The organism is Dactylosporangium sp. CS-047395, from assembly GCF_050942185.1.
Taxonomy (GTDB): Bacteria; Actinomycetota; Actinomycetes; order Mycobacteriales; family Micromonosporaceae; genus Dactylosporangium.
In genome coordinates this window covers 3715337-3736626 of the sequence record NZ_CP192015.1, presented here as the reverse complement: position 1 = coordinate 3736626, position 21290 = coordinate 3715337, and the positions used below count along the sequence as shown (strand labels likewise).

21 protein-coding genes and 1 pseudogene are annotated in these 21290 nt (G+C 72.8%); 8 read left to right on the top strand and 14 right to left on the bottom strand.

Features of this window, described 5'->3' with window-relative positions:
• Positions 1-25 precede the first annotated feature (25 nt).
• The 3 genes from ACQP00_RS17580 to ACQP00_RS17570 all read left to right on the top strand — a co-directional run bounded on the left by ACQP00_RS17580 (position 26) and on the right by ACQP00_RS17570 (position 4189).
• A complete protein-coding gene (locus tag ACQP00_RS17580) occupies positions 26-2290 on the top strand; it encodes a hypothetical protein (protein ID WP_433220297.1) in 2265 nt (754 codons plus the stop codon).
• Between the two features lie 329 nt (positions 2291-2619).
• Complete coding sequence (locus ACQP00_RS17575; protein ID WP_433220295.1) at positions 2620-2820, top strand: hypothetical protein; 201 nt, start codon at positions 2620-2622, stop codon at positions 2818-2820.
• A gap of 43 nt (positions 2821-2863) precedes the next feature.
• A complete protein-coding gene (locus ACQP00_RS17570; RefSeq protein WP_433220293.1) occupies positions 2864-4189 on the top strand; it encodes an MFS transporter in 1326 nt (441 codons plus the stop codon).
• Positions 4190-4193: 4 nt separating this feature from the next.
• Here ACQP00_RS17570 and ACQP00_RS17565 read toward each other — a convergent pair whose 3' ends face one another.
• Positions 4194-4781, bottom strand: coding sequence for a dihydrofolate reductase family protein (locus ACQP00_RS17565; protein ID WP_433220291.1), 588 nt, complete (start codon positions 4779-4781; stop codon positions 4194-4196).
• 114 nt (positions 4782-4895) lie between these two features.
• Here ACQP00_RS17565 and ACQP00_RS17560 point away from each other — a divergent pair, with 114 nt between their 5' ends.
• Positions 4896-5732, top strand: a complete 837-nt coding sequence (locus ACQP00_RS17560; RefSeq protein ID WP_433223884.1) for a sigma-70 family RNA polymerase sigma factor — start codon at positions 4896-4898, stop codon at positions 5730-5732.
• On the opposite strand, the gene ACQP00_RS17555 is transcribed toward ACQP00_RS17560, so the two are convergent.
• Together ACQP00_RS17555 and ACQP00_RS17550 are read right to left on the bottom strand one after the other, a co-directional pair.
• Complete coding sequence (locus tag ACQP00_RS17555; RefSeq protein WP_433220289.1) at positions 5706-6242, bottom strand: AAA family ATPase; 537 nt, start codon at positions 6240-6242, stop codon at positions 5706-5708. The genes ACQP00_RS17560 and ACQP00_RS17555 overlap by 27 nt on opposite strands.
• A 14-nt stretch (positions 6243-6256) precedes the next feature.
• Positions 6257-6763 (bottom strand): universal stress protein, encoded by a 507-nt coding sequence (locus ACQP00_RS17550; RefSeq protein WP_433220287.1) that lies wholly within the window; start codon positions 6761-6763, stop codon positions 6257-6259.
• A gap of 92 nt (positions 6764-6855) precedes the next feature.
• Between ACQP00_RS17550 and ACQP00_RS17545 the strand changes: the two are divergent.
• Positions 6856-7008 (top strand): annotated as a pseudogene (locus ACQP00_RS17545) (IS630 family transposase); the annotation flags it as partial.
• Positions 7009-7124: 116 nt separating this feature from the next.
• Here ACQP00_RS17545 and ACQP00_RS17540 read toward each other — a convergent pair.
• The 3 genes from ACQP00_RS17540 to ACQP00_RS17530 form a co-directional block, all read right to left on the bottom strand.
• Positions 7125-7595, bottom strand: coding sequence for a hypothetical protein (locus tag ACQP00_RS17540; RefSeq protein ID WP_433220285.1), 471 nt, complete (start codon positions 7593-7595; stop codon positions 7125-7127).
• 122 nt (positions 7596-7717) lie between these two features.
• Positions 7718-8947 (bottom strand): SLC13 family permease, encoded by a 1230-nt coding sequence (locus tag ACQP00_RS17535; RefSeq protein ID WP_433220283.1) that lies wholly within the window; start codon positions 8945-8947, stop codon positions 7718-7720.
• A 53-nt stretch (positions 8948-9000) separates the two neighbouring features.
• Positions 9001-9813, bottom strand: coding sequence for an endonuclease/exonuclease/phosphatase family protein (locus tag ACQP00_RS17530; RefSeq protein ID WP_433220281.1), 813 nt, complete (start codon positions 9811-9813; stop codon positions 9001-9003).
• Between the two features lie 35 nt (positions 9814-9848).
• Between ACQP00_RS17530 and ACQP00_RS17525 the strand changes: the two genes are divergently transcribed.
• Together ACQP00_RS17525 and ACQP00_RS17520 are read left to right on the top strand one after the other, a co-directional pair.
• Positions 9849-10496 (top strand): YdcF family protein, encoded by a 648-nt coding sequence (locus ACQP00_RS17525; protein WP_433220279.1) that lies wholly within the window; start codon positions 9849-9851, stop codon positions 10494-10496.
• Positions 10450-11121 carry a glycosyltransferase family 2 protein gene (locus tag ACQP00_RS17520; protein WP_433220277.1) on the top strand — a complete coding sequence of 224 codons (672 nt, stop codon included), beginning with the start codon at positions 10450-10452 and terminating at the stop codon, positions 11119-11121. Before ACQP00_RS17525 ends, ACQP00_RS17520 begins: the two co-directional genes overlap by 47 nt.
• On the opposite strand, the gene ACQP00_RS17515 is transcribed toward ACQP00_RS17520, so the two are convergent.
• Complete coding sequence (locus tag ACQP00_RS17515; RefSeq protein ID WP_433220275.1) at positions 11108-11674, bottom strand: TetR family transcriptional regulator; 567 nt, start codon at positions 11672-11674, stop codon at positions 11108-11110. The two genes, ACQP00_RS17520 and ACQP00_RS17515, sit on opposite strands and share 14 nt — an antisense overlap.
• 64 nt (positions 11675-11738) lie before the next feature.
• On the opposite strand from ACQP00_RS17515, the gene ACQP00_RS17510 reads away from it, so the two are divergent.
• Positions 11739-12701, top strand: a complete 963-nt coding sequence (locus ACQP00_RS17510; protein WP_433220273.1) for an aldo/keto reductase — start codon at positions 11739-11741, stop codon at positions 12699-12701.
• A gap of 8 nt (positions 12702-12709) precedes the next feature.
• On the opposite strand, the gene ACQP00_RS17505 is transcribed toward ACQP00_RS17510, so the two are convergent.
• From ACQP00_RS17505 to ACQP00_RS17475, 7 genes are all read right to left on the bottom strand, one after another.
• Entirely contained in the window at positions 12710-13483 is a 774-nt protein-coding gene (locus ACQP00_RS17505; RefSeq protein WP_433220271.1) for a D-Ala-D-Ala carboxypeptidase family metallohydrolase, read from the bottom strand.
• Between the two features lie 32 nt (positions 13484-13515).
• Entirely contained in the window at positions 13516-14430 is a 915-nt protein-coding gene (locus ACQP00_RS17500) for an anti-sigma factor RsbA family regulatory protein (protein WP_433220270.1), read from the bottom strand.
• A complete protein-coding gene (locus ACQP00_RS17495) occupies positions 14427-15239 on the bottom strand; it encodes an MEDS domain-containing protein (protein ID WP_433220268.1) in 813 nt (270 codons plus the stop codon). The genes ACQP00_RS17500 and ACQP00_RS17495 overlap by 4 nt, the downstream gene beginning before the upstream one ends.
• Positions 15240-15256: 17 nt before the next feature.
• Positions 15257-17512, bottom strand: coding sequence for a putative bifunctional diguanylate cyclase/phosphodiesterase (locus ACQP00_RS17490; RefSeq protein ID WP_433220267.1), 2256 nt, complete (start codon positions 17510-17512; stop codon positions 15257-15259).
• Between the two features lie 30 nt (positions 17513-17542).
• A complete protein-coding gene (locus tag ACQP00_RS17485) occupies positions 17543-18757 on the bottom strand; it encodes a cupin domain-containing protein (protein ID WP_433220265.1) in 1215 nt (404 codons plus the stop codon).
• 77 nt (positions 18758-18834) lie between these two features.
• The gene (gene gltX, locus ACQP00_RS17480) at positions 18835-20277 is read right to left on the bottom strand and encodes a glutamate--tRNA ligase (RefSeq protein WP_433220263.1); all 1443 of its coding nucleotides are present in this window, start codon (positions 20275-20277) and stop codon (positions 18835-18837) included.
• A 14-nt stretch (positions 20278-20291) separates the two neighbouring features.
• The gene (locus ACQP00_RS17475; protein WP_433220262.1) at positions 20292-21281 is read right to left on the bottom strand and encodes a hypothetical protein; all 990 of its coding nucleotides are present in this window, start codon (positions 21279-21281) and stop codon (positions 20292-20294) included.
• Between the last annotated feature and the right edge of the window lie 9 nt (positions 21282-21290).

Sequence of the window (21290 nt, the reverse complement as noted above, 5' to 3'; positions counted from 1 at the left end):
GGCCGGTTTGGAAACTCCCGCGTGGGTGCGACTGAACCTGACCGGCGATGTACGCGGCCAGCTTGAGCGGGCCTGCAACGACCGGCGGATCGTCGTCGCCGGTGACGCATCGGGGCGGTTCACGGTCGCGGCCGAGGACCTCCGCGCGGTGGCACTGCGGGTATCCGAGCCGTTCGGTCTCCGGCTGATCGATGCACACATCACCGGCGAGCTCGACCTGCGCGCGGCGACGGTGCCGGTGCCACTGCACCTGCTCGGGTGCGTGTTCGACCATGCGCCGCGGTTCGACGGCGCCGACCTGCACGAGCTGGTCATCGCCGCCACCGAGGTGCCGGCCACTGGCCTCGGCGCCACCCGGGCATCGTGGCTGCCCGGCCTGCTCGCCAACGGCCTGCGTATCCGTCGTGATCTGGTGCTGTCCGCGAGCACGATTCGCGGTGCCCATCGGACGTCGGCCTCGCTGTCGAAGTCGTCGGCGGTCTGGCTCACCGAGGCTTCGATCGGCGGCCGGCTGCTCGCCGTGGGAACGGTGATCGAGGCCACGGGTGACCGAGCACTGCAATGTGACCGGACCGAGATAGCCGGTGACGTCCGGTTGGTACGCGGATTCCATGCGAACGGCGAGATCCGGCTGCTCGCCGTTCGACTCGGCGGCTCACTGGACCTCAGAGCAGCCCGGCTCCTGCCCGGCAACGCTCGGGCCCTGGACCTTTCTGAGTCCACAGTCGGCGGCAGCATCTTCATCATCGACGATCCCGGCTTCGGACTTCGGCCGGAAGTCCGAGGTCGCATCGAGATGGGCCGCGTGACGGTCAACGGTCGAATCCTTGTCCGCAACGCCGACATCCACGCCCCGTCCCCCGGGGACGGGCGACACGACTACAACGCCACCGAACACGACAGCCGGGTCGCCGTGCTCGCACCGCGCCTGGTGGTCGACGGCGAAGTCATCGTCGAACCCGACACGGTCATCAACGGCGGCCTCCTCCTGCCGGGTGCCGAGCTCCGGGGCGGAATCTCCCTCGAACACGCCCGCCTGTGGAACCCCGGCGAAACGTCCCTCGACCTTTCCCAGGCCAGAATCGGCAGCGGACTGCGTCTTGCCGGTGCGCTCGTCGAAGGCACGGTGTCCCTCGCCGGCGCCCACATCGCCGGACCGCTGGACCTCAGTGCAGCCCGGCTCACTCAGCCGTCGGCGACGGGCCGTTGCCTCGACGGTGTCGGCGCGTCTGTGGACGGCGATGTCGGCCTGCGCGGCCTCACCGCGCAGGAAGGCAGCATCAACCTCCGCGGCGCACGGCTGGGCGGCGTGGTGGAAGCGGAAGGGGCGACACTCGACAACCCCGGCGGACGAACGCTCAGCCTGCACCAGGCCCGGGTGGCGGGCAACGTCCGCCTGTGTGCGGGGTTCCGGTCCAACGGGCTCGTCATGTTGACCAGAGCGGTCGTTGAGGGCCGATTGCGTTGCGACGACGCGGTCTTCGCATGGGATCGGCCACCGGCCGCATTCAACTCACGAGCGGCTGCCGTGGAGGCCATCTCCGCGACGTTCCGCAACGGTATGAGCCTTGGCTGGACGATCACCGCCGGCTCGGTCGTCGTGACGGACGCGCAGACTTCGTTTCTCGCCGACCGGCCGGACAGCGACTGGCCCGGCGAGACCTTCATGAGCGGCTTCGAGTACGCGCGCTACAAGGCCCCGGACAACACAGGTGAGCCTGCCGTGTGGGACGCTCGGACCCGAATCCGGTGGCTGAGCCGGCTGGGGCCGTTCGATCCGGGCAGCTGGGAGCGCGCGGCACGGGTGCTGCGGGACAACGGCGACCGGATCGGCGCGGAGCAGATCCTCATCGCGCGCGGACGCCACGCCCGACGCCACGGGATCGGCTTCGCCGGCCGACCGCTGCGGCGCTTCGCCGACCTCGCCCTCGACATCCTGACCGGATATGGGCAACGCCCGTGGCGAGCGCTCATCGTGCTCGCCGCGCTGATCGCCGTCGTCACCCTCGCGCTGGCGCTGCCGGCCGGGCGAGCGCAGATGCGCCCGACCGGCTCGGCGCAGAGCGTCCCATGCGCCAGCGCCAACGTGCGCTGCATCAACCCGCTCTTCTACGCCGTCGACACCGTCGTGCCGGTGATCGACCTGAAGCAGCGGTCGACCTGGTATCCGGACACCTCCCACGGCGGACTCTGGCTCGAAGTGCTCTTGGACCTGTGCACCATCCTCGGCTGGGCCGCGTCGAGCGTCTTCTTGTTGAGCTTCGCCCGGCTGGGCCGAGGAGGGCCGTGACGGCGGCACCGTGGTCCGGCCGCGGCTGAGCCGACCGGCATGGCGTGAGACCGCGACGCGCCGAAATGTCCTCGACCCTGCCGCGGCGGCGCGCGAGGATCGGCCTCGTGCGCGTACGGCTGCGGCATCTGCAATTCGGTGAGCGAACGTTCACGTGGCGGGCGACGATCGGGCATGTGCGGGGGTCCGGGGACTGTCACCGCTGCGTTCGGGTGCGCGTGTGGGGGGATCGGCACGGGCGGGCGTTGCAGGCCGATCTGCTGTCGACGGCGTGGCCGGCTCCGCATGGGGCGTGCGCGTCGGACGGGTCGTATCCGACGTCCGGCGATGTGCGGTTGCTCGTCGAGGGTGCGCTGCGGCAGGGGTGGGATCCGGGCGTGCGGGGCGGCACGCACCGGATGACCGAGCGCGACGGGCGGGAGCTCGCGCTGGCGGGGTTCGTGCTCACCGATCGGGTGGTGGAACCGGACCGGGGAGAAGATCCTACCGCCGTCGTGGTGCGACTGTACGAGCGTCGTGACGGACGGTGAAAATGCTGGACATCAACCGGGGTTCACGTCATACGGTCGGATCATGAGCATCCGCGGAGACCGGCCGGCGTTCTTTCACCTGCTCGTGAACACCCTTCTGGTGTCCGTCATGAACTTTACCGTCTGGTTCGCGATCACCTTCTACGTGTTTCTGCAGACGCGCTCCGTGTTCGCCACCGGGGTGGTGTCCGGGATCTTTCTGGTGCTGACCGCGCTCACCGGGATCTGGTTCGGCAGCCTGGTCGACCATCACGGCAAGAAGGCGATGATGCAGGTCTCGGCGGCCGGCTCGCTGGTGATGTACGGGGCGGCGCTCGTGGTGTACCAGACGGCGCCCGAGGGGGCGTTCCGGGATCCGGCCGGCGGGCGGCTGTGGGCGCTCATCGTGCTGCTCATGGTCGGCGTGATCGCCGGGAACATCCGCACGATCGCGCTGCCGACGCTCGTGACCGTGCTCATCGAGGAGGACAGCCGAGACAAGGCGAACGGGCTCGTGGGTACCACATCCGGGGTCACGTTTCTGGTCACGTCGGTCATCAGCGGGGTGCTCGTCGCGGCCGGCGGGATGACGTGGGTGCTCGTGCTGGCGCTCGTGGTGCTGGCGGGCGGGCTCGCGCATCTCGCGCTCGTCCGGATCGACGAGCGGGCGGCGGCCCCGGCGGAGGAGGGTGCCGAGCCCGAGCCGCGCCGGGTCGACCTGCGCGGGACGTTGCGCGTGGTGGCCCAGGTGCCGGGGCTGAACGCGCTCATCATCTTCTCCGCGTTCAACAACTTCCTCGGCGGGGTGTTCATGGCCCTCATGGACGCGTACGGGCTGTCGCTCGTCTCGGTGCAGACGTGGGGCCTGCTGTGGGGCGGGCTCAGCACCGGGTTCATCGTCGGCGGGCTGCTCATCGCGCGCACCGGGCTCGGGCGCAACCCGGTGGGGCTGCTGCTGCTGGTGAACCTGGTGCTGTGGACGGTGACGCTGCTCTTCCCGCTCAAGTCCTCGATCGTGCTGCTGACCGCCGGGCTGTACGTGTACATGCTGCTCGTGCCCTACGCGGAGGCGGCCGAGCAGACGATCCTGCAGAAGGTGGTGCCGTACGAGCGGCAGGGGCGGGTGTTCGGGTTCGCGCAGAGCGTGGAGCAGTCCGCGTCGCCGCTGACGGCGTTCCTCATCTCGCCGATCGCGCAGTTCGTGTTCATCCCGTTCATGACCGACGGCTTCGGTGCGCGCACGATCGGCGGCTGGTTCGGGACCGGCGCCGACCGCGGCATCGCGCTCGTGTTCGTGCTCACCGGCGTGGTGGGGATCGCCGCGACGGTGATCGCGCTCCGCTCGCGGCCGTACCGGCGGCTGAGCCGCCGGTACGCCGCCGCCGAGTGAGCCGCTAGCCGACCCGGTAGGTCACGTGCGTCGCGCCGGGCGTGTCCACGGTCTCCAGGTGGTGCAGGGCCGGGCCGGGGGCGCCGTCGAACAGGGCGGTGCCCGAACCGAGGAGCACCGGCGCGATGTGCAGCCGCAGCCGGTCGACCAGGCCGGTGCGCAGCGACTGCTGGACGAGTGACGCGCCGCCCATGATGTGCACCCGCTTGTCCCCGGCGGCGGTCGTGGCGGCCTCGAGCGCTGCCGCCACGCCGGCGGTGACGAACGTGAACGTGGTGTCCCGCGTCCGCACCGGTTCGTGCGGGCGGTGCGTGACGACGAAGACGGGCATGCCGTAGTAGCCCGCGTACGCCGGCTCCTCCCAGAACTTCGCGTGCTCCGCCCAGCCGCCGGTGTCGTCGAACACGCGCCGGCTGGTCACGAACGCGCCGGACGCGGCGAACGTCGCCTCGCTCAGGCGCGCACCCTCCGGCTCGTCGAGCCACGCGTGCAACTGCTCGCCGCCCCTGCCGAGGCCGGGGAAGCCGGCCAGGTCCGGGCCGGTGGCGAAACCGTCCACCGACATCGAGATGTCCGCTTCAACAAGTGCCATACCCGGGTAGACGGTGCCGGGCCGGAAACTCATCGGTGGGGTAAGAAGATGCTCGTGGACTTCGCCGACCTTGCCCGCCGGTACCACCGTGAGCTGCACGTCCACTGCTACCGGATGCTCGGCTCGTTCGAGGCGGCCGAGGACCACGTGCAGGAGGTGTTCCTGCGCGCGTGGCGCGCACGGGACTCGTTCGAGCAGCGGTCGAGTGCGCGGACGTGGCTGTACCGGATCGCGACGAACGTCTGCCTGGACACCCTGCGGCGGCCGGCCCCGCCGTTGCAACCGTATCCCGACGAGTTGCTCGACGAACGCCCCGGACCCGACGCGCTGGTCGTCGACCGAGAGACCATCTCGCTCGCGTTCCTGGCCGCGGTCCAGGTGTTGCCGGCGAGGCAACGTGCGGTACTGATGCTGCGTGATCTTCTGTCCATGCCCGCCGATGAGACGGCGGAGATCCTGGACACCACCACGGCGGCGGTGAACAGCGCGCTGCAACGGGCGCGGGCGACGTTGCGCGAGCGCTGGCCCGGCGGGCGCCTCGAGTGGGCGCCGGCCGCCGAGCCGGACGCCGATCAGCGCGACCTGGTGCGGCGGTACATCGACGCCCACGAGCGCGCGGACCCTGCGGCGCTGATCGCGTTGCTGCGCGAGGACGTCCGGTTGAGCATCGAGCCGGGCGTCGGTTCGTGGCACGGCAAGTCGCGGGTGGCCCCGGCGCTGCGGCGGGACATGATGTCGGAGGGGCGCTGGCGGATGCTGCCGACGGCGGCGAACCGGCAGCCGGCGGTGGCCGCGTACATCCTGCGCCCGGGCGACACCGAGTTCCGCCCGTTCGCCCTCATCCTGCTGCGCGTCGCCGACGGTCTGGTGACGGCGATGGACGTGTTCGAGGCGCCGGGGCTGTTCGGTGCGTTCGGGCTGCCGTCAGTCCTCGGCGCACCGGGGGCATGAGACCGGGCACGGGGTGGCGGGCGCCCGGGTCGCGAGGCCGCTGCCGTGCAGGATCGTCGCCACGGTCTCGTCGAGCGTGGAGGCCGCGCCGATAACCGTCTCGCCCGGCGTGCCGAGGAGGTCGCGTTCGGCGTACCAGCCGCGCATGTCCTCGGGGGTGAAGGTGACGTGGGCGGCCCGGTTCGCGTGCCGGCGGACCGTCTCCTCGAACGGGATGTCGAGGTAGTACACCGCCGCTGTCCCCCCGTGGCCGGCGAGCAGGTCGAGGAGCGGCTGCCGGTAACGGCGGGAGTGGAGGATGCCCTCCAGGACGGCGTGGTAGCCGAGCGCCAGGGCGCTGCGCACGGTGTCCACGATGAACGCCGGGGCGACGGGGGCTCCGGAGTCGTGCTCGCGGAGGACGATCCGGCGCAGGTAGTCCTGCTCGATCAGGGCACAGCCGCGGCCGTACCGCCGCCTCACCTCGTGCGCGACGCTCGTCTTGCCGCTGCCCGAGTTGCCCCGGATCACGACGAGGGTCGGCGTCAGCGCGGGCCGCCGTGGTGCGGAGGCGGCGGAGGTGGCGGCGGGGGTGTCGTCACCAGCGGTTGGGCGGGCCAGACGAGCAGCACCGGGCACGGTGCGTGGTCGACCACGAACCGGGTGTGCCGGCCCAGGCTGCGCGGGCCCACCCTGGTGCGGTCGCCGTCGCGGGCCACCACGAGCAGCTCGGCGCCCAGCTCGTTGCAGGCGGCGATCACCTCGTGCTCGGTCCGGCCGCGGCGGACGGCGGTCTCGGCCGGGCGGTCGAGCTGGGCCGCCGCGGCGGCTAGGAGGTCGCGTTCGGCGGCGTCGGACAGCACGGTCATGGCCGGCGCCGGGTCGCGGTGGCCGCGCCCGAGCAGCCCGGTCCAGGCGCCGGTCACCTCGGCGGCGGCGGCCGGGTCGACGACGTGCAGCAGCGTGATGCGCGCATCCGCGGGGGCCAGGCGCGCGGCGGCCGAGGCGGCGGCCTCCCAGGTGCCCTCGGCAAGCCAGACGAGCACGTTCATGCCCTGAGACTTGCAGAAGTACGCAAGATCCGCCATAGCACCGCTGAATCCGACATTTCGCCTGTCGGGGTATAAATCCGAAACAGGTCATGAACGACTTCCCGGACCGGGTCTTCGCGTTCGACGAGTTCGGGCCGCTGACGATCCGCCCCCACGGCGGCGCGACCTGGGCGCCAGCCGGGCACCCGGACCGGTTGCCCGCGAACTACCACAAGCTGCACGGGGTCCGGCAGTTCCACGGCTGCGAACGCGCCCGCATCCGCTCCGAACGCCAACGCCGATGGGCCAGCCCACCCGCCTGGCGGCCTGATCACTGCCGGCAACACGCTGCAAACACCTCACAGATCGCACCCACACCGATCTACGTTGGTCGGCCAAACGGCTCCTCAACCAACGATGCAGGCAGTTCGTGGGGCACCATTACGGCCTGGCCGAACGCAGCTCGCAGGTCGGCATAATCAGCCCGTGCCGACCACACGATCCAGAAGCTGCTGTCCAACATGATGAACTGCAACTGCGGTGCACCACTGTCCTGGAACCCTACGAATTCACCATCCAGAATCTGCGCGTCCGTCCCAGCCAGCGCGGTCATCTGCGACCAGCTGATCGACAAGCCCTCCGACTGCCGTGACTGCGCCTCGATCTTCTCATGCCCCTGCTGCCACACCGCGCGGACATCACCGATGAAGTCGACCCAGAACAGTCGCCACCGCAGCGCGCCACCGTCGCCGACCAGGTGCATGAGGTCGCCAAGACCGATCAGCGCCTGGTCCACCCAGCACGGCACCCGAAGAGCCTGCACAGCCCCACCGGGCCTTTCCACCTCTGTCACCGCGACAGCTTGAGACCACGCACGCCGCGCGGCTGGGAGGCCGGGCGGCGTGTCACCCCAACACCGCGAAGGTTCGTGGTCAGAGCACTACGTTGGGGTGCGCCAGCGCCCGACATATTGCGCTAAAGCCCCGCGATCCGCAGCCCCGCCCACAACGCCGCCACCGCCGCGACCAGCCCCAACGGCACGGTCAACGCACCCAGCCGGAGAAACTGCGTGACCGACGGAGCCGCGTCCCGCGCATGCAGGATCTGCCGCCAGAGCAGGGTCGCCAGCGAGCCCACGTACGTCAGGTTCGGCCCCACGTTCACCCCGATCAGCACCGCCAGCAGCAGCCCCGGCGAGTGCTGCACCGCCGGGACCAGCACCAGCGTCGCCGGCAGGTTGTTCAGGACGTTGGCCAGCACCGCGGCCAGCGCCGCCACCGCCAGCAGGCCCAGGAACGTCGCGTCGCCCGGGGTCAGGGCGTCCACCAGGCGGCCCAGGCCGTGTTCGCGGACGGCGAGCACGACCACGCCCAGGCCGAGCACGAACGCGCAGAACGCCGGGTTCGCCGCCCGCACCACCGCGGGTACGCGCAGCTTCCGCACGATCGGCACCGCCAGGGCCAGCGAGCCGGCGACCGCGGCGAACGCCGGGTGCACGCCCAGCGGCTGGCCGACCGCGAAACCGGCCAGGGTCAGGACGAGCACGACCAGGGCGTACCGCGGCGCCTTGATCGGGTCCGCGGCCGGTGGGGGTGCGGCCACGGCGAGGTCGGAGGCGAAGAAGCGGCGCAGGACCAGGTACTCCACCCCGACCACGGCCAGCCACGGCGCCGCCATCAGGCCGGCGAAGGCGGCGAAGCCGAGGCCGCTGGCGGCGAAGGCGAGCAGGTTGGTGAGGTTCGAGACGGGCAGCAGCAGCGAGGCCGAGTTGGCCAGGTGGGTGCAGGCGTAGACGTGCGGCTCGGGCCGGGCGCGGATGCGCAGCGCGGCGGCGAAGACCACCGGGGTGAGCAGGACCACCGTGGCGTCGAGGCTCAGCACCGCCGTGACCAGTGCGGCGGCGGCGAACACGGCGCCGAGGAGGCGTTTGGGGCGGCCCTGGGAGTGCTGGGCGGCCAGGTCGCCGATGTACGCGAAGACGCCGTGCAGCTCAGCGAGGTACGACAGCAGCAGCACGGCGGCCAGGAAGCCCACGGTCGGGCCCAGCTCGCGCACCTCACCCCAGGCGTCGCCCCACGTGACCAGGCCGAACAGCACCGCGAGGAGCCCCGCGGGGACCGCCGCCACGGCCTCGGGCAGGCCGAACGGGCGCGCCACGGCGAAGCCCAGCACGGCGATCAGGAGGACGACGGCGACGACCAGCACGGCGGCAGCCTACGGCCATGATCGGCGGCACGCAGCGCAGGTGGCGGCAAACCTCACGGAGCGGGAAACAGGGTGACGAGCAGGCCGGGGTGGTCGGTCGCCTGCTGCAGGTCGAGGGCGGTGCTGCCGACGAGCGTGTGGTCGGGCGTGGCGATCACGTACTGCACGGCCCCGTCGTCCGCGCGCACGTACGCGCCGTCGGGGACGCAGCCCTGGGCCCGGTCGAGCAGGTTGAAGTCGCCCGCGGCCACCGTCGGGGCGTAGCCGGCCCGCGTGTGCAGGGCGGGGATGGCGGTGCCGAACAGGTACCGGCACTGCGCGACCGCCACCGCCGGCACCGTGTTGGCCAGGTGCGTCGTGCACGCCTGGTACGCACCGCGGGCGTGCACGCAGACCCACGCGCGCTCCTCGGGGTCGTTGGTGTCCTGGTCGGGGTAGAGCCCGCCGTTGATCACGGTCGGCCGGCGCGGACCGGCGACGCGGGCGAGCAGGCCGATGCCGTACCGCTGCCCGTTCACGCACGCGTAGGCCCCGCCGCCGGTGCGCCGGTCGCCGGCGGCCTGGAACGCGCGCACGATCGTGTCGCCGGGGAAGATCTCCTGCAGCACGGCGCCGAGGGCGTCGACGTCGCCGTCGCAGATCTCGTTGAGGGTGACCACGTCGGGCCGGTTCGCGCGCATCGTGGCCGCGGCCACCGGGATCGCCCGGCCGCTGTAGCAGCCCGCGTACCCGCTGTCGCACAGGTTGAGCTGCAGCACCCGCAGCGGCACCCGGGACGCCTCGCCCGGCGTGGGGGCGGCCCCGAGCACGGCGGCGGCGACGCAGGCCAGCATCGCCACGGTGCGCCGCACCACGCGCCCCCTCATGCCGCGGAGTCTATCGATCGGGTTACCGTCGCGTCATGCCCTCGTACGCCGCCACGCTGCTCGTCTTCGGCCGCGGCGTCGTCGAACGGGACAACCGGTACGAGCTCACCGCCGACAGCCTCGCGCGGGTGGCGGCGGCCGTCGCGCACACGGCGACGGCGGGCGCACCCGATCGGATCGTGTTCACCGGCGGCTGGGCCGGCGCCTCCGAGGGCGCGCCGGAGCCACCGCCGGGCAGCCGCGAGGGCGACCTGATGCTGCGGGCGGCCGAGGAGGCGGGCCTGGCCGAAACCACCAAGTTGTACGCCGAGACCCGCTCGACCAGCACCCTCGAGAACCTGCTCAACCTGGTCCAGGACGGGCTCGTCGGCGGCCCGTACTCGGCCCGGGAGCCGCTCGGCCTCGTCTCCCACGCCTGGCATCTGCCGCGGGTCCGGTTCCTGGCCGGCAAGATCCTCCGGCTGCGCGGCGCGGCGCTGCTCGACGTGCCGGCCGACGGGCCGTGGCAGTCGGAGCGCCTGCTGCGGCTCGGCGCGCGGCTGTGCTTCCTGGGCGCCTCCCGCGACACCACCCTGCGCCGCCGGGAACGGCTCCTCGTCGCGTTCATGCGGCGGGCCGGCGGGGTATCGACGAGGGATGATCCTGCTGCTGCCGGTGTACCGCCCGAGCTTCCACCTGCCTGAGCTGCTCACCGCCGTCGGTGGCGAGACGCCGGCGGTCGTGGTCGACGACGGCAGCGGTCCACAGGCGACCGCCGTGCTGGACGCGGCCCGCGCGCTGGGCGCGACCGTGCTGCACCACCCGGCCAACCGCGGCAAGGGTGCGGCCCTCAAGACCGGCTTCGCGCACCTCGCGGAGCACCGGCCGGACGAGGTCGTGGTGTGCGCCGACGCCGACGGCCAGCACAGCGCCGCGGACATCGCGCGCGTCGCGGGGCACACCGGGGTCACCGGGCACATCGCGCTGGGTGTCCGGACGTTCGATTCGGGGGTACCGCTGCGAAGTCGTTTCGGCAACGGCCTGACCGCCGCGCTGTTCCGGGCGGCAACCGGCCGAAGCCTGCGCGACACGCAGACGGGCCTGCGCGCGTTCCCGCCCGGCCTGCTGCCGTGGCTGTGCTCGGTCCCGGGCGAGGGCTTCGACTACGAGATGCGGGTCCTCATCGACGCCGTGCGGGCCGGCCATCCGCTCGACGAGGTCGAGGTGGCCACCACCTACCTCAACGGCAACGCGTCCTCGCACTTCGACCCGCTCGGAGATTCCGCCCAGGTGTACCGTCCGCTGCTCGAAGGGCTCATCCGGCGCTGACCCCCGCGAACGCCAGGTCGAGCACGTCGCCGAAGGCGCCGGTGCCGTCCCAGCCCGCGTAGGCGGCGTCGAGGCAGGACAGCGCGGCGAACACCACGGCCTGCGCGGGCACGTCGCCGCCCGGCCCGTCGCCGAGCCGCGCGCGCATGATCGGGGTGAGCAGCCGCGACCACATCAGGTGCTTCTCCAGGTGCCGGGCCCGCAGCGCGGCGGAGCCGTTGACCACCCGCATGACCCGCACCGTGCGCTCCGCGTTGGCCTGCGACAGCTCCACGATCGGCTGCAGGGCGGCCCGCATCGCCCGCCACGGGGACTCCCCCGCCGGCCGGGCGGCCAGGGTCTCGGCGACCAGGTGCCCGGCGGCCGCCGAGTCGCCGATGACGGCGTCCTCCTTGGCCGGGAAGTACCGGTGGAAGCTGCGCCCCGAGATGCCGGCCGCCGCGGCCACGTCGTCCACGCTGGTGGCGTCGAAGCCGCGGGCGTCGAACAGCTCGAGCGCGCGCTCGGCGATCGCCGCGCGCACCGCCGCCCGGGTCTGTTCCCGCAATCCCACGTGATCAGGGTAACCCGCCGCCAAACTTGTCAGCCACTGACAGATTCGGCGTAGGCTGACAGTCATGCAGACACGCACACTGGGCCGGCAGGGGCTGACCGTCTCCGCGATCGGGTACGGCGCGATGGGCATCCACCTCGCCTACGGCCCCGGCGACGAGCAGGAGGGCATCGCCACCATCCGGCGGGCCCACGAGCTGGGCGTCACGTTCTTCGACACGGCCGAGCTCTACGGCTGGGGCGAGAACGAGAAGACGGTCGGGCGGGCCGTCAAGGACTTCCGCGACGAGATCGTGATCGCGACCAAGTTCGGCTTCACCCGCGACTTCGGCTTCGACAGCCGCCCGGAGCACATCCGCGAGGTCATCGACAACAGCCTGCGGTACCTCGGGGTGGACCACATCGACCTCATGTACCAGCACCGCGTGGACCCGACCGTGCCGATCGAGGACGTCGCCGGGACGGTCAAGGAATACATCGACGCGGGCAAGGTGAAATACTTCGGGCTGAGCGAGGCCGGCCCGGAGACGATCCGCAAGGCGCACGCCGTGCAGCCGGTCTCGGCCCTGCAGACCGAGTACTCCCTGTTCGAGCGGGACGTCGAGGCGATCTTCCCGACCCTGACCGAGCTCGGCATCGGCTTCGTGCCCTACTCGCCGCTCGGCCGCGGGTTCCTGACCGGCACCGCGAAGCCGGCCGACCAGTACGACCCGAGCGACATGCGCCGCACCGACCCGCGCTGGCAGCCGGGCAACTACGAGAAGAACCTCGAGGCCGTCGAGCGCCTCACCAAGCTGGCCTCGTCCAAGGGCGCGACCGTCTCCCAGCTCGCGCTGGCCTGGCTGCTGACCCGGGGCGAGCAGGTGGTGCCGATCCCGGGCACCCGCAGCGTGGCCCGGGTCGAGGAGAACACGGCCGCCGCGGACCTGACGCTGAGCCAGGAGGACCTCGCCGCGATCGACGAGATCCTCCCCACCGGTGGTTTCGGCGCCCGCTACGCCGGCGGCCGCACCCCCACCTGGGTGTAACGCAGCACTCAGTCGTCGCCGAGCGGGTCGAGGCCGCCGACCAGGCCGGACACGCCGCAGTTCGGGGCCGACCAGAAGCGGGACGGGCGGCCGTCGACGTGGGTGTGGTCGTTGTGGTCGGGGTAGCCGGGTCCGAGGATGCCGGCGAACCCGTGGTTACGGGCCTCCTGGGCGAGCTGGCACAGCGTCCGGGAGCCCGACACCAGGTCGGCGGCGTCACCGTACAGGTGGCGGCTGCTGGACGCACCGCCGACCGCGGCGTTGCACGAGGTGCTGCGGAACCCGCTGGTGACCGTGATGGGCACGTCGCCCAGGGCGTGCCGCAGGGCCTGCAGCTTCCACATCGTGACCAGGGCGTTGGCCTTGGCCGTGGCGGCGGAGACGTTGCCGCCGGCCCAGGTGCTGTTGCAGCGGTTGAGCTCGCCGTAGGCGAAGTTGACGGGCGTGCAGTCGTCGTCCTGCAGGGCGTAGATCTTGGCGAAGGTCTGCGGGCCGGCGATGCCGTCCGCGCTCAGGCCGTACGCGCTCTGGAAGCGCTGGACGGCGGCTTTCGTGCCGGGCCCGAACTGCCCGTCGAGGGCCAGCACGCCACCGGAGCCGGGGTAGCCGGACACGCGGATCTGCAGCTGGCGAACGGCCTCGCCGGACGAGCCCTGGGCGAGCGAGCCGCTCCAGGTGTAGCAGCCGTCGGCGAGTGCGGGGGTGGCGGACACGGCCAGGACCGTGCCGGTGGTGCCGAGTGCGAGCATGACCGCGGCGGCCAGGCGTCCCAATCCAAGCATGCGTGGAAGTATTCAGATGTATCGATCAAACGTCAATGTCCCATGTGGACACGAATGGTGGTGCCGGAGGGGTCGGTGCGCACCTGGACGAGGTCGCACATCTGGTGGGTCAGCAGCAGCCCGCGGCCCCGCTCGCTGGTCGGGTCGACCGGGAGCCGGCCCGCGAGGGGGTCGAGCAGGTGGCCGCCGTCGGTGACCTGGCAGACCAGGGTCTCGCCGTCGGTCCACAGGTGCAGGGTGCCGCCGCCGCTGGTGTGCCGCAGCGTGTTGGTGGCCAGTTCGGTGACGACGAACTCCAGGTCGGCCGCCCGCTCCCCCGGCAGCCCGGCGGCCGCGGCGTGCTCGGCGACCGCGCGGCGCAGCAGCCGCAGGCCGCCCACCGCGTCGTAGGCCATCGCGGCCGCGTGGGCCGGCGCGGGCAGCGGCCGGTTGTGCTCGGCCAGGGCGGCCGTCGGGGCGAAGCCGGCGCCGGACTCCCCGACCCCGGCCCCGGTCAGGTGCGGGTGGGTGCGCCGGGCGTCGTCGACGTCGGAGGCGTGCAGACCCGAGATGTCGTACGGGCAGAGCGCCGTCCCGTCCACGCCCGCCAGGGCCGCGTTGACCAGCGCCTCGTGCACGATGACGGCGGAGCGCTCGGCCCCGGTCCGCCCGACCCACATCGGCTGGCCGAGCAGGGCGGGACGGCGGCCCGGGTGGCGGGCGCAGTAGTCGAGCAGCGCCGGAATGATCCGCCCCGGGTTGCGCGAGGTGGCCTCGGCGTCCCAGAACGTCACGTCGCCGCCCGGTCCGACGCCGTCCCGAATCCGCTCCAGGTCGGCCCCGCGGACGGCGACGAGCACCGGGCGGTCCTCGTCGCGGGCGGCCCGCACGTACGTCACGGCGGTGTCGAGGTACTCGGCGGCGCTCGCGTACAGCAGCGCGGTGTGGGCGAACCGGGTGTCCGTCATGCGAACTCCACCGGTCCCAGGTCGCACATGGCCACGATCCGCCGCAGGGTCGGGCCGGCGCCGACGAGACGCAGCCCGCCGGGGACCGTGCCGGCCGCGCGCACCAGCGTCCGCAGCGCGCCGAGGTCGGCGAACTCCAGCCCGGCCACGTCGACGACGAGGGGCGCCGCGTCGGCCCGGGCGGCGAGGCCGGCGAGCACCGGCTCGAGGCAGCCGCCGTTGGAGGCGTCGATCTCGCCGGTGAGCCGCAGCCCGAGCGGCTCGTCGGTGGTGGCGACCCGGGCCAGGGGCCGGTCGCCCTCGCCGCCGGGGTGCGCGGTGTCGGGGTGCACCCGGCCGATCGCGCCGAGCACCGCGGGCTCGAACCGGCGGACGTCATAGAGACAGAGCCCGATCGCATCGGTACCGGCGTACAGGGTGTTGATCTCCCGCTCGTACGCGAGCAGCTTCTCGTCGGCCAGGTGCCCGCGCGACCAGACCATGTCGCCGGCGAAGCGGACGCCGGTCCAGCCGTCTTGGCGGGCCGCGTCGATGATCTCGGCCAGCATCGCGATCCAGGCGCCGGCGTCGAACGGGCGGCTCCGGTCGACCGGCTCGGAGGTGAACTGGCCGGTGCGGCGGGCCTCGGCGGTGCCGGGAAGGTCGGGCTCGGCCGCGTCTGCGCGATAGTGCACGATCTTCTGCCCGGCGCGCAGGCCGCCCTGGACGTATCCGGTCAGCGCCGCCCGGTGGCCGGCGTCGTCGGCGTATCGCCAGCACACGTGGTCGCCCGGGGTCAGCTTGGCGGCGGCGAGTGCGTGCGCCCTCATGCCGCCAGGATAATCGCTCAGACCCGGAGGCTCGACCGAGGCATCGACGGCTGCGGGCGCGCGAACAGGTAGCCCTGGGCCTGCCCGCAGTGCAGCGCGCGCAGCCGGGCCGCCTGCCCCTCGTCCTCGACGCCCTCGGCGACGCAGGTCAGGCCCAGGCCGTGGGCGAGCCCGACGATGGCTTCGACGAGCACCGCGGAGCCGTCCACGCCGTCCAGGTCGCGCACGAACGAGCGGTCGATCTTGATGATGTCGACGGGCAGGCGGCGCAGGTAGGACAGGGAGGAGTACCCGACGCCGAAGTCGTCCAGGGCCACCCGGACCCCGAGCCGGCGCAGCTCGCCGAGGCTCCGGGCGGCCGCGTCCAGGTTGTCCACCAGGGCCGTCTCGGTGACCTCGATCACCAGGGCGTCGGCGGGCAGGCCGGCCGCGGTCAGCTCCCGGCGGACGTCGGCGGCCAGGGTACCCGCGGCCAGGTACTCGGCCGAGACGTTGACGTGCACGTGGTGGTCGGGCTCGACGGCCCGGTGCGCGGCCAGCGCGGTGACCGCCTCGGCGAGCACCCAGCGGTCGACGGCCGGCAGCAGCCCGGCGGCGCGGGCGGCCGGCAGGAACTGGTCCGGGGCGACGAGGCCGAGGCGCGGATGCTGCCAGCGCACCAGGGCCTCCGCGCCGACGGTACCGCCGGCGGCGAGGTCGACGATCGGCTGGTACACGAGACGCAGCTGACCGCCGGGGACCGCCGCGCGCAGGTCCTCCTCCAGCATCCGCCGCTGCTGCAGGCGGGCCGCGAGCTCGTCGTCGAAGATCCGGTAGCCGCCCTTGTCGAGCTCCTTGGCCTGGTAGAGGGCGGCGTCGGCGTCGCGCAGGAGGGTCTCGCCGTCGCCGCCGGAGCGGGCCCCGGCCACGCCGATGCTGGCCCGCAGCTCGACGTGGCCGTCGGTGAGGCGCACCGGGGCCGAGAACCGGGCGAGGATGTCGCGGGCTAGGGCGGTACCGCTGCCGGCACTGGAAATCAGGACGGCGAACTCGTCGCCGCCGAGCCGGGCCGGGGTCGCCCCGTCGCCCAGGGGAACGGTCGCCGCCCGAAGCCGCCGCGCGGTCTCCCGCAGCAGTTCGTCGCCGGCCGCGTGCCCGCGCGTGTCGTTGACCGCCTTGAAGCCGTCGAGGTCGACCAGCAGCAGGGTCGCGCCCGGGCCGGCGGTGTCGAGCGCGGCCTGCAGCCCGGCCCGGTTCGGCAGCCCGGTCAGCGGGTCGTGCACCGCGTCGTGCGCGAACCGGGCCCGCTCCCGGTCCAGATCGCGGGCCAGGGCGGCGTTCGAGCGCAGCGCGAGGAACTGGCGGCCGAGTACACCGAAAAGCATGACGACGGCCGCAATCACCACCTCGGGGTCCAGCCGGCCGCGGGTCGCCGTGTGCGCGACGACGGCGACCAGGCCCGCCACCGGCAGGTACGGCAGCGCCGAACCCGACGTCGCCGTGGCCTCGGCCCGGGCTACCGCCTCGGTGTGCTCCGGCAGCGGCAGGAGCGGGGCGACGGCCAGCAGCGCGACCGCGAGCACGTAGCCGCCGCGGGTCCACGGCTCGTACCAGTCGCCGTTGTCCGCCGCCCAGGCCGCGACCTCGACCAGCAGGGTGGCGGTGAGCACGACCACGCCGCCGCTCATCACGGTGAGCGCGTTGCCGCGACGGACCGGCTGCCCGGCCAGCACGGTGAAGCCCGTGGACAGCACGGCGATCGCGCCGAGCGGGTAGGCCAGGTCGACCATCGCGCCCACGGAGTCGCCGGTGACCCGGGTCAGCGGGCCCAGGATGAGCAGCCAGGCGATGCCGAAGAAGGCGCTGACCGCGACCAGCCCGTCGAGCGTCATCCGGGCCTTGCCGGCGGCGGTGCGGGGCGCGGTCGGCACGCTGACCATCGCGATGACGGCGAGGGCGAGCGCGCAGAAGTTGGTGATGTCGGCGAGGTTGCTGTGGACACCGGCGGTACCGGTGAGGAGCGTGGGAACGCCGACCGTCCACTCGCCGCAGGCCCAGCAGGCCAGCCCGGCGGCGGTGAGCCACCAGACGCGGGGCACCCGGCCGCGCCGGCGCCAGGCGTAGCCGGCGTGCCAGGCGGCGCCGCCCGCGGTCAGCACCATCATGCAGACGCTGTAGATGCGCAGCATGGTGGCGCCACCGAGATGCAGACCGGCCTCGGCCGCGGCGAGCAGCACGATCCCGGCCACGACGGCGAGCCGGGTCCGATTCACGTGCGTCAGATCGGCGCGCACCCGGCCCAGCTGAGGCGCGGTGCCTGTGAGTTAGGCCAACACGAGCGCGGCCTCGCGCAGCAGCCGGCGGGCGAGGACCTTCCGGTCGTCGTCGTCGAGTCCCGGGAGGTCACCGATGCGGTGCGGGCGGCCGTCCAGCACGGTGCGCAACGCGTCGGCGCAGGACTCGGGCAGGTGCAAAGTCCGGTCCGGCAGGTGTACCGCGACCCGCCCGCCCGCGGGATCGTCCAGCCGGAACGGCAGCCCGGGCCGGACCGTGACCAGGACATCCGGGCCGAGGCCGGACAGGGCGGCGGCCTGGGCGACCGGGCGCAGCGGGGCCGGCCGGGCACCCGCCCACGCGTCCCGGCGCAGCTCGGCCGCGAGGTCCTCGGGCGTGAGCGTGTCGAGCCACTCGTGCAGGGCGGCGACCGTCTCGGCCAGGGCCGGGGCGACGGACTTGGCGTCGGCCGGGTCGAGGCCCATCGGCAGCCCGGCCCGCAGCGCCGGCGCGGTCACGGCGAGGCGGGCGAGCGCGTCGACGAGCGTGAGCCGGGTCGGGGCGTGGATGCCGACGGTCAGGTGCAGCGACCACTCCCCCTCGGTCGTCGCCGCGTGCACCCACCCGCGGGGCAGGTACAGCGCGTCGCCGGGGGCGAGGACCGCATCGATCGCGGGCTCGGCGCCGGCGGCCGCGGCGACCTCCTCGGCCACGCCGCCCCACGGCTGGCGGGGCACCGGCGCGTCGAGCACGGGCGCGTGCACCCGCCACCGCTTGCGCCCGCTGACCTGCAGGACGAACACGCCGTGGGTGTCGTAGTGGGGGTCGAAGCCGCGGCTGTCGGGCGGGGTGAGGTACGCGTTGATCTGGACCGGCGTGCCGAGCTCCTGGCGCAGCAGGGTGGCGAACGCGACCAGCGGGGGCCACATGCGGTGCAGGCCCTGCAGGACCAGGGTGGCCCCGTCGGCCAGCAGGGCGAGGACCTTCTCGTCGTGGACCTGGTCGGCCACCTCGGCCCCGGCCCCGCCGCTGCCGGTGTAGCGGGCGGCCGGGATGACGTGGCCGTCCTTGGCCATCCGCACGAACGGGGTGCGCAGGGCCCGGCCGCCGAGCAGCTCGTCGACGCCGTCGAGGGAGAGCAGGTCGCGATAGTCGCCGTGGGCGGGGGTCAGCAGGGGGCGGCGGTCCCAGTACCGCTCGGCGAACTCCGCCTTGGCGACCGGAACGCACCGCGCCAGCGACGATCCGATGGCATCCTCGATCATCGCGGTCTCCTCCTGGGCACGTCCGGACGGGGTGACTCGGGGTTACCCACGCCGGACGGTCCCAATCGGATCGTTGCTCAGCCCTCGATGGACGCCGCCGCCTGGCGCAGGCGGGCGGCGGTGCGCTCGGCGCCGAGGGCCACCATCGTGTCGTCCAGCGGCGGCGAGACGGGCTTGCCGACGAGGGCCAGGCGGGCCGTCATGAACGAGCGGCGCCGGTTGGACCCGGACTCGGCCACGACGCGGTCGAGGGTGGCGGTGATCTGCTCCTTCTCGAACGGGTCGAGCTGCTCGAGGTTCTTCGCGAACGCCTCCAGCACCGCGCGCGCGTCGTCGGCGGGCAGGCCGTGCTTGGCCAGGTCGGCCGGCTGGACCGTCACCGTGTCGGCCGCGAGCCACTCCAGCTGCTCCGGCAGCTCGGCGAGCTTCTTGGTCCGTTCCCGCAACGGTACGACCAGTGAGCGCACGTCCTCGCTCGTCAACCCGGCCGGCAGGAACGGCTCGGCGGCCCGAAGGAACGCGTCGTCGTCCAGGGTGCGCAGGTAGTGACCGTTGAGCCAGTTCAGCTTGTCGATGTCGAAGACCGGCCCGACCGGGTTGACGCGGGCGAAGTCGAAGGACTCCACCATCTCGTCGAACGTGAAGATCTCCCGCCCGTCCGGCATCGAGTAGCCCATGAGAGCCAGGAAGTTGACGAGCGCCTCCGGGAGGTACCCCTCCTCCTGGAACCACTTGAGCCGCGCCGCCGGGTTCTTGCGCTTGGAGATCTTCGAGCGGTCGATGTTGCGCAGCAGCGGCATGTGCGCGTAGATCGGCGGGGTCCAGCCGAGCCAGCCGTACAGCAGGATGTGCTTGGCCGTGGAGCTGATCCACTCCTCGCCGCGGATGACGTGGGTGACGCCCATCGCGTTGTCGTCGACGACCACGGCCAGGTGGTAGGTCGGGAACCCGTCGGCCTTCAGGATGACCTGGTCGTCCGGCTCCGGCGGGGTGATCTTGCCGCGGATGAGATCCTCGAACGAGATCTTGGCGTCGGCCGGCACCAGCATGCGGATCACCGGCACGTCGGTGAACCCGGGCAGCTCGGCGCGCTCCTCGCGGGTCTTGCCGTAGCACATCCGGTCGTACCCGGTGGGGATCTTCAGCTGCTGCTGGCGGGTGCGCATCTGGGTGAGCCGCTCCGACGAGCACCAGCACTGGTAGGCGTGTCCGTCGGCGACGAGGCGCTCGGCGACTTCGCGGTAGCTGGGCAGCCGCTCGGACTGCCGGTAGGGCGCGGCGGGCCCGCCGACGTCCGGCCCCTGGTCCCAGGCGAACCCGAGCCAGTGCAGGGTGTCGAAGACCTGCTCCTCGCTGCCCTCGATGTAGCGCGTGCGGTCGGTGTCCTCGATGCGCAGGATGAACTCGCCGCCGTGCTTGCGCGCGAACGCCTCGTTGAACAGCGCGGCGTACGCGGTCCCGACGTGCGGATCCCCGGTCGGCGACGGGGCGATGCGGGTGCGTACCTCGGAAGTGCTCACCGTCCGAATTTAGCCTACGGCCGGTCCTGGCCTGCCCTCGGGCCGTTACGGGCGGCGAGCCCGTGGAAGAGCCGCTTCGGCTCCCAGTGCCCGTCATCGAAGGTCCGCACCACCGCGTACGAGGCCAGGTCGAGATCCCGCACCGGGTCGTCCGCGCGGTACGGAAGCTGGGGCGCCGCAAACGTGAACACGAACGCCCCCGCGGCGCCTTCGGCGTCCAGGATGCGCAGCAGGTCGAGCACTTCGCGGGCCTGGAGCTCCTCGTCACGCTCGTAGTGCCCGTTGAGCGTCTCGCCGTCCGGCCCGAGGATCGCCCACGCCATGGCCCCGCGCTCCTCGGCCCCGCGGTAGGCGCAGCACCCGACCTCGGTCGCGTAGACGGGCTTCCCGTACGCGAGGTGCCTCCGGAACCGCTCCCCGAAGTCGTCCCGGTTCCGCTTCCCCCGGTAGGTGTCCACACAGACGAAGTCGAACGGCGCCCAGTCCACCTTCTCGATGGGCGCGGAGGCGTAGGACACCCGCCCGTCGAACACGGCCCGCACTTCCCGCGCGGCCTTGCCGAGGAACGCGTTGAGCGGCTTGTTGTGCGCCCCGAGCAGCCGCATGCGGAGCAACTGCTGCGGTCTGAGCCGTTCCGCGAGCGTGTCGCCCTTGAGAATCCCCCGCATGAACAACGTCAACTCACACCCGACGAGGAACACGATCCGCCGGCTGCCGAGCTCCTCCGCCGCCCGCGCCAGCGCAACGGCGTTGGCGAGGGTCTCGTCGGCGTCGGCGTCGTGCACCTGGGGCGACAGCCAGACCTCGAGCCCCAGCTCCAGCGCGATCTCCGTGGCCGCGAGCAACCGCTGACTGTCCGTCCCGGAGACGCGGACGGCATCGCAGTGCAGCTCGTCGCGGATGACCGTGAGATCCCGGCGGGTCTCGTCGAGGTCGAACGCCACCCGCGACAGGTACCGCCCGGTCCGCGTCCCGACGTCGTAGTTGATCCCCCGGAGCGCCATGCGTCAACC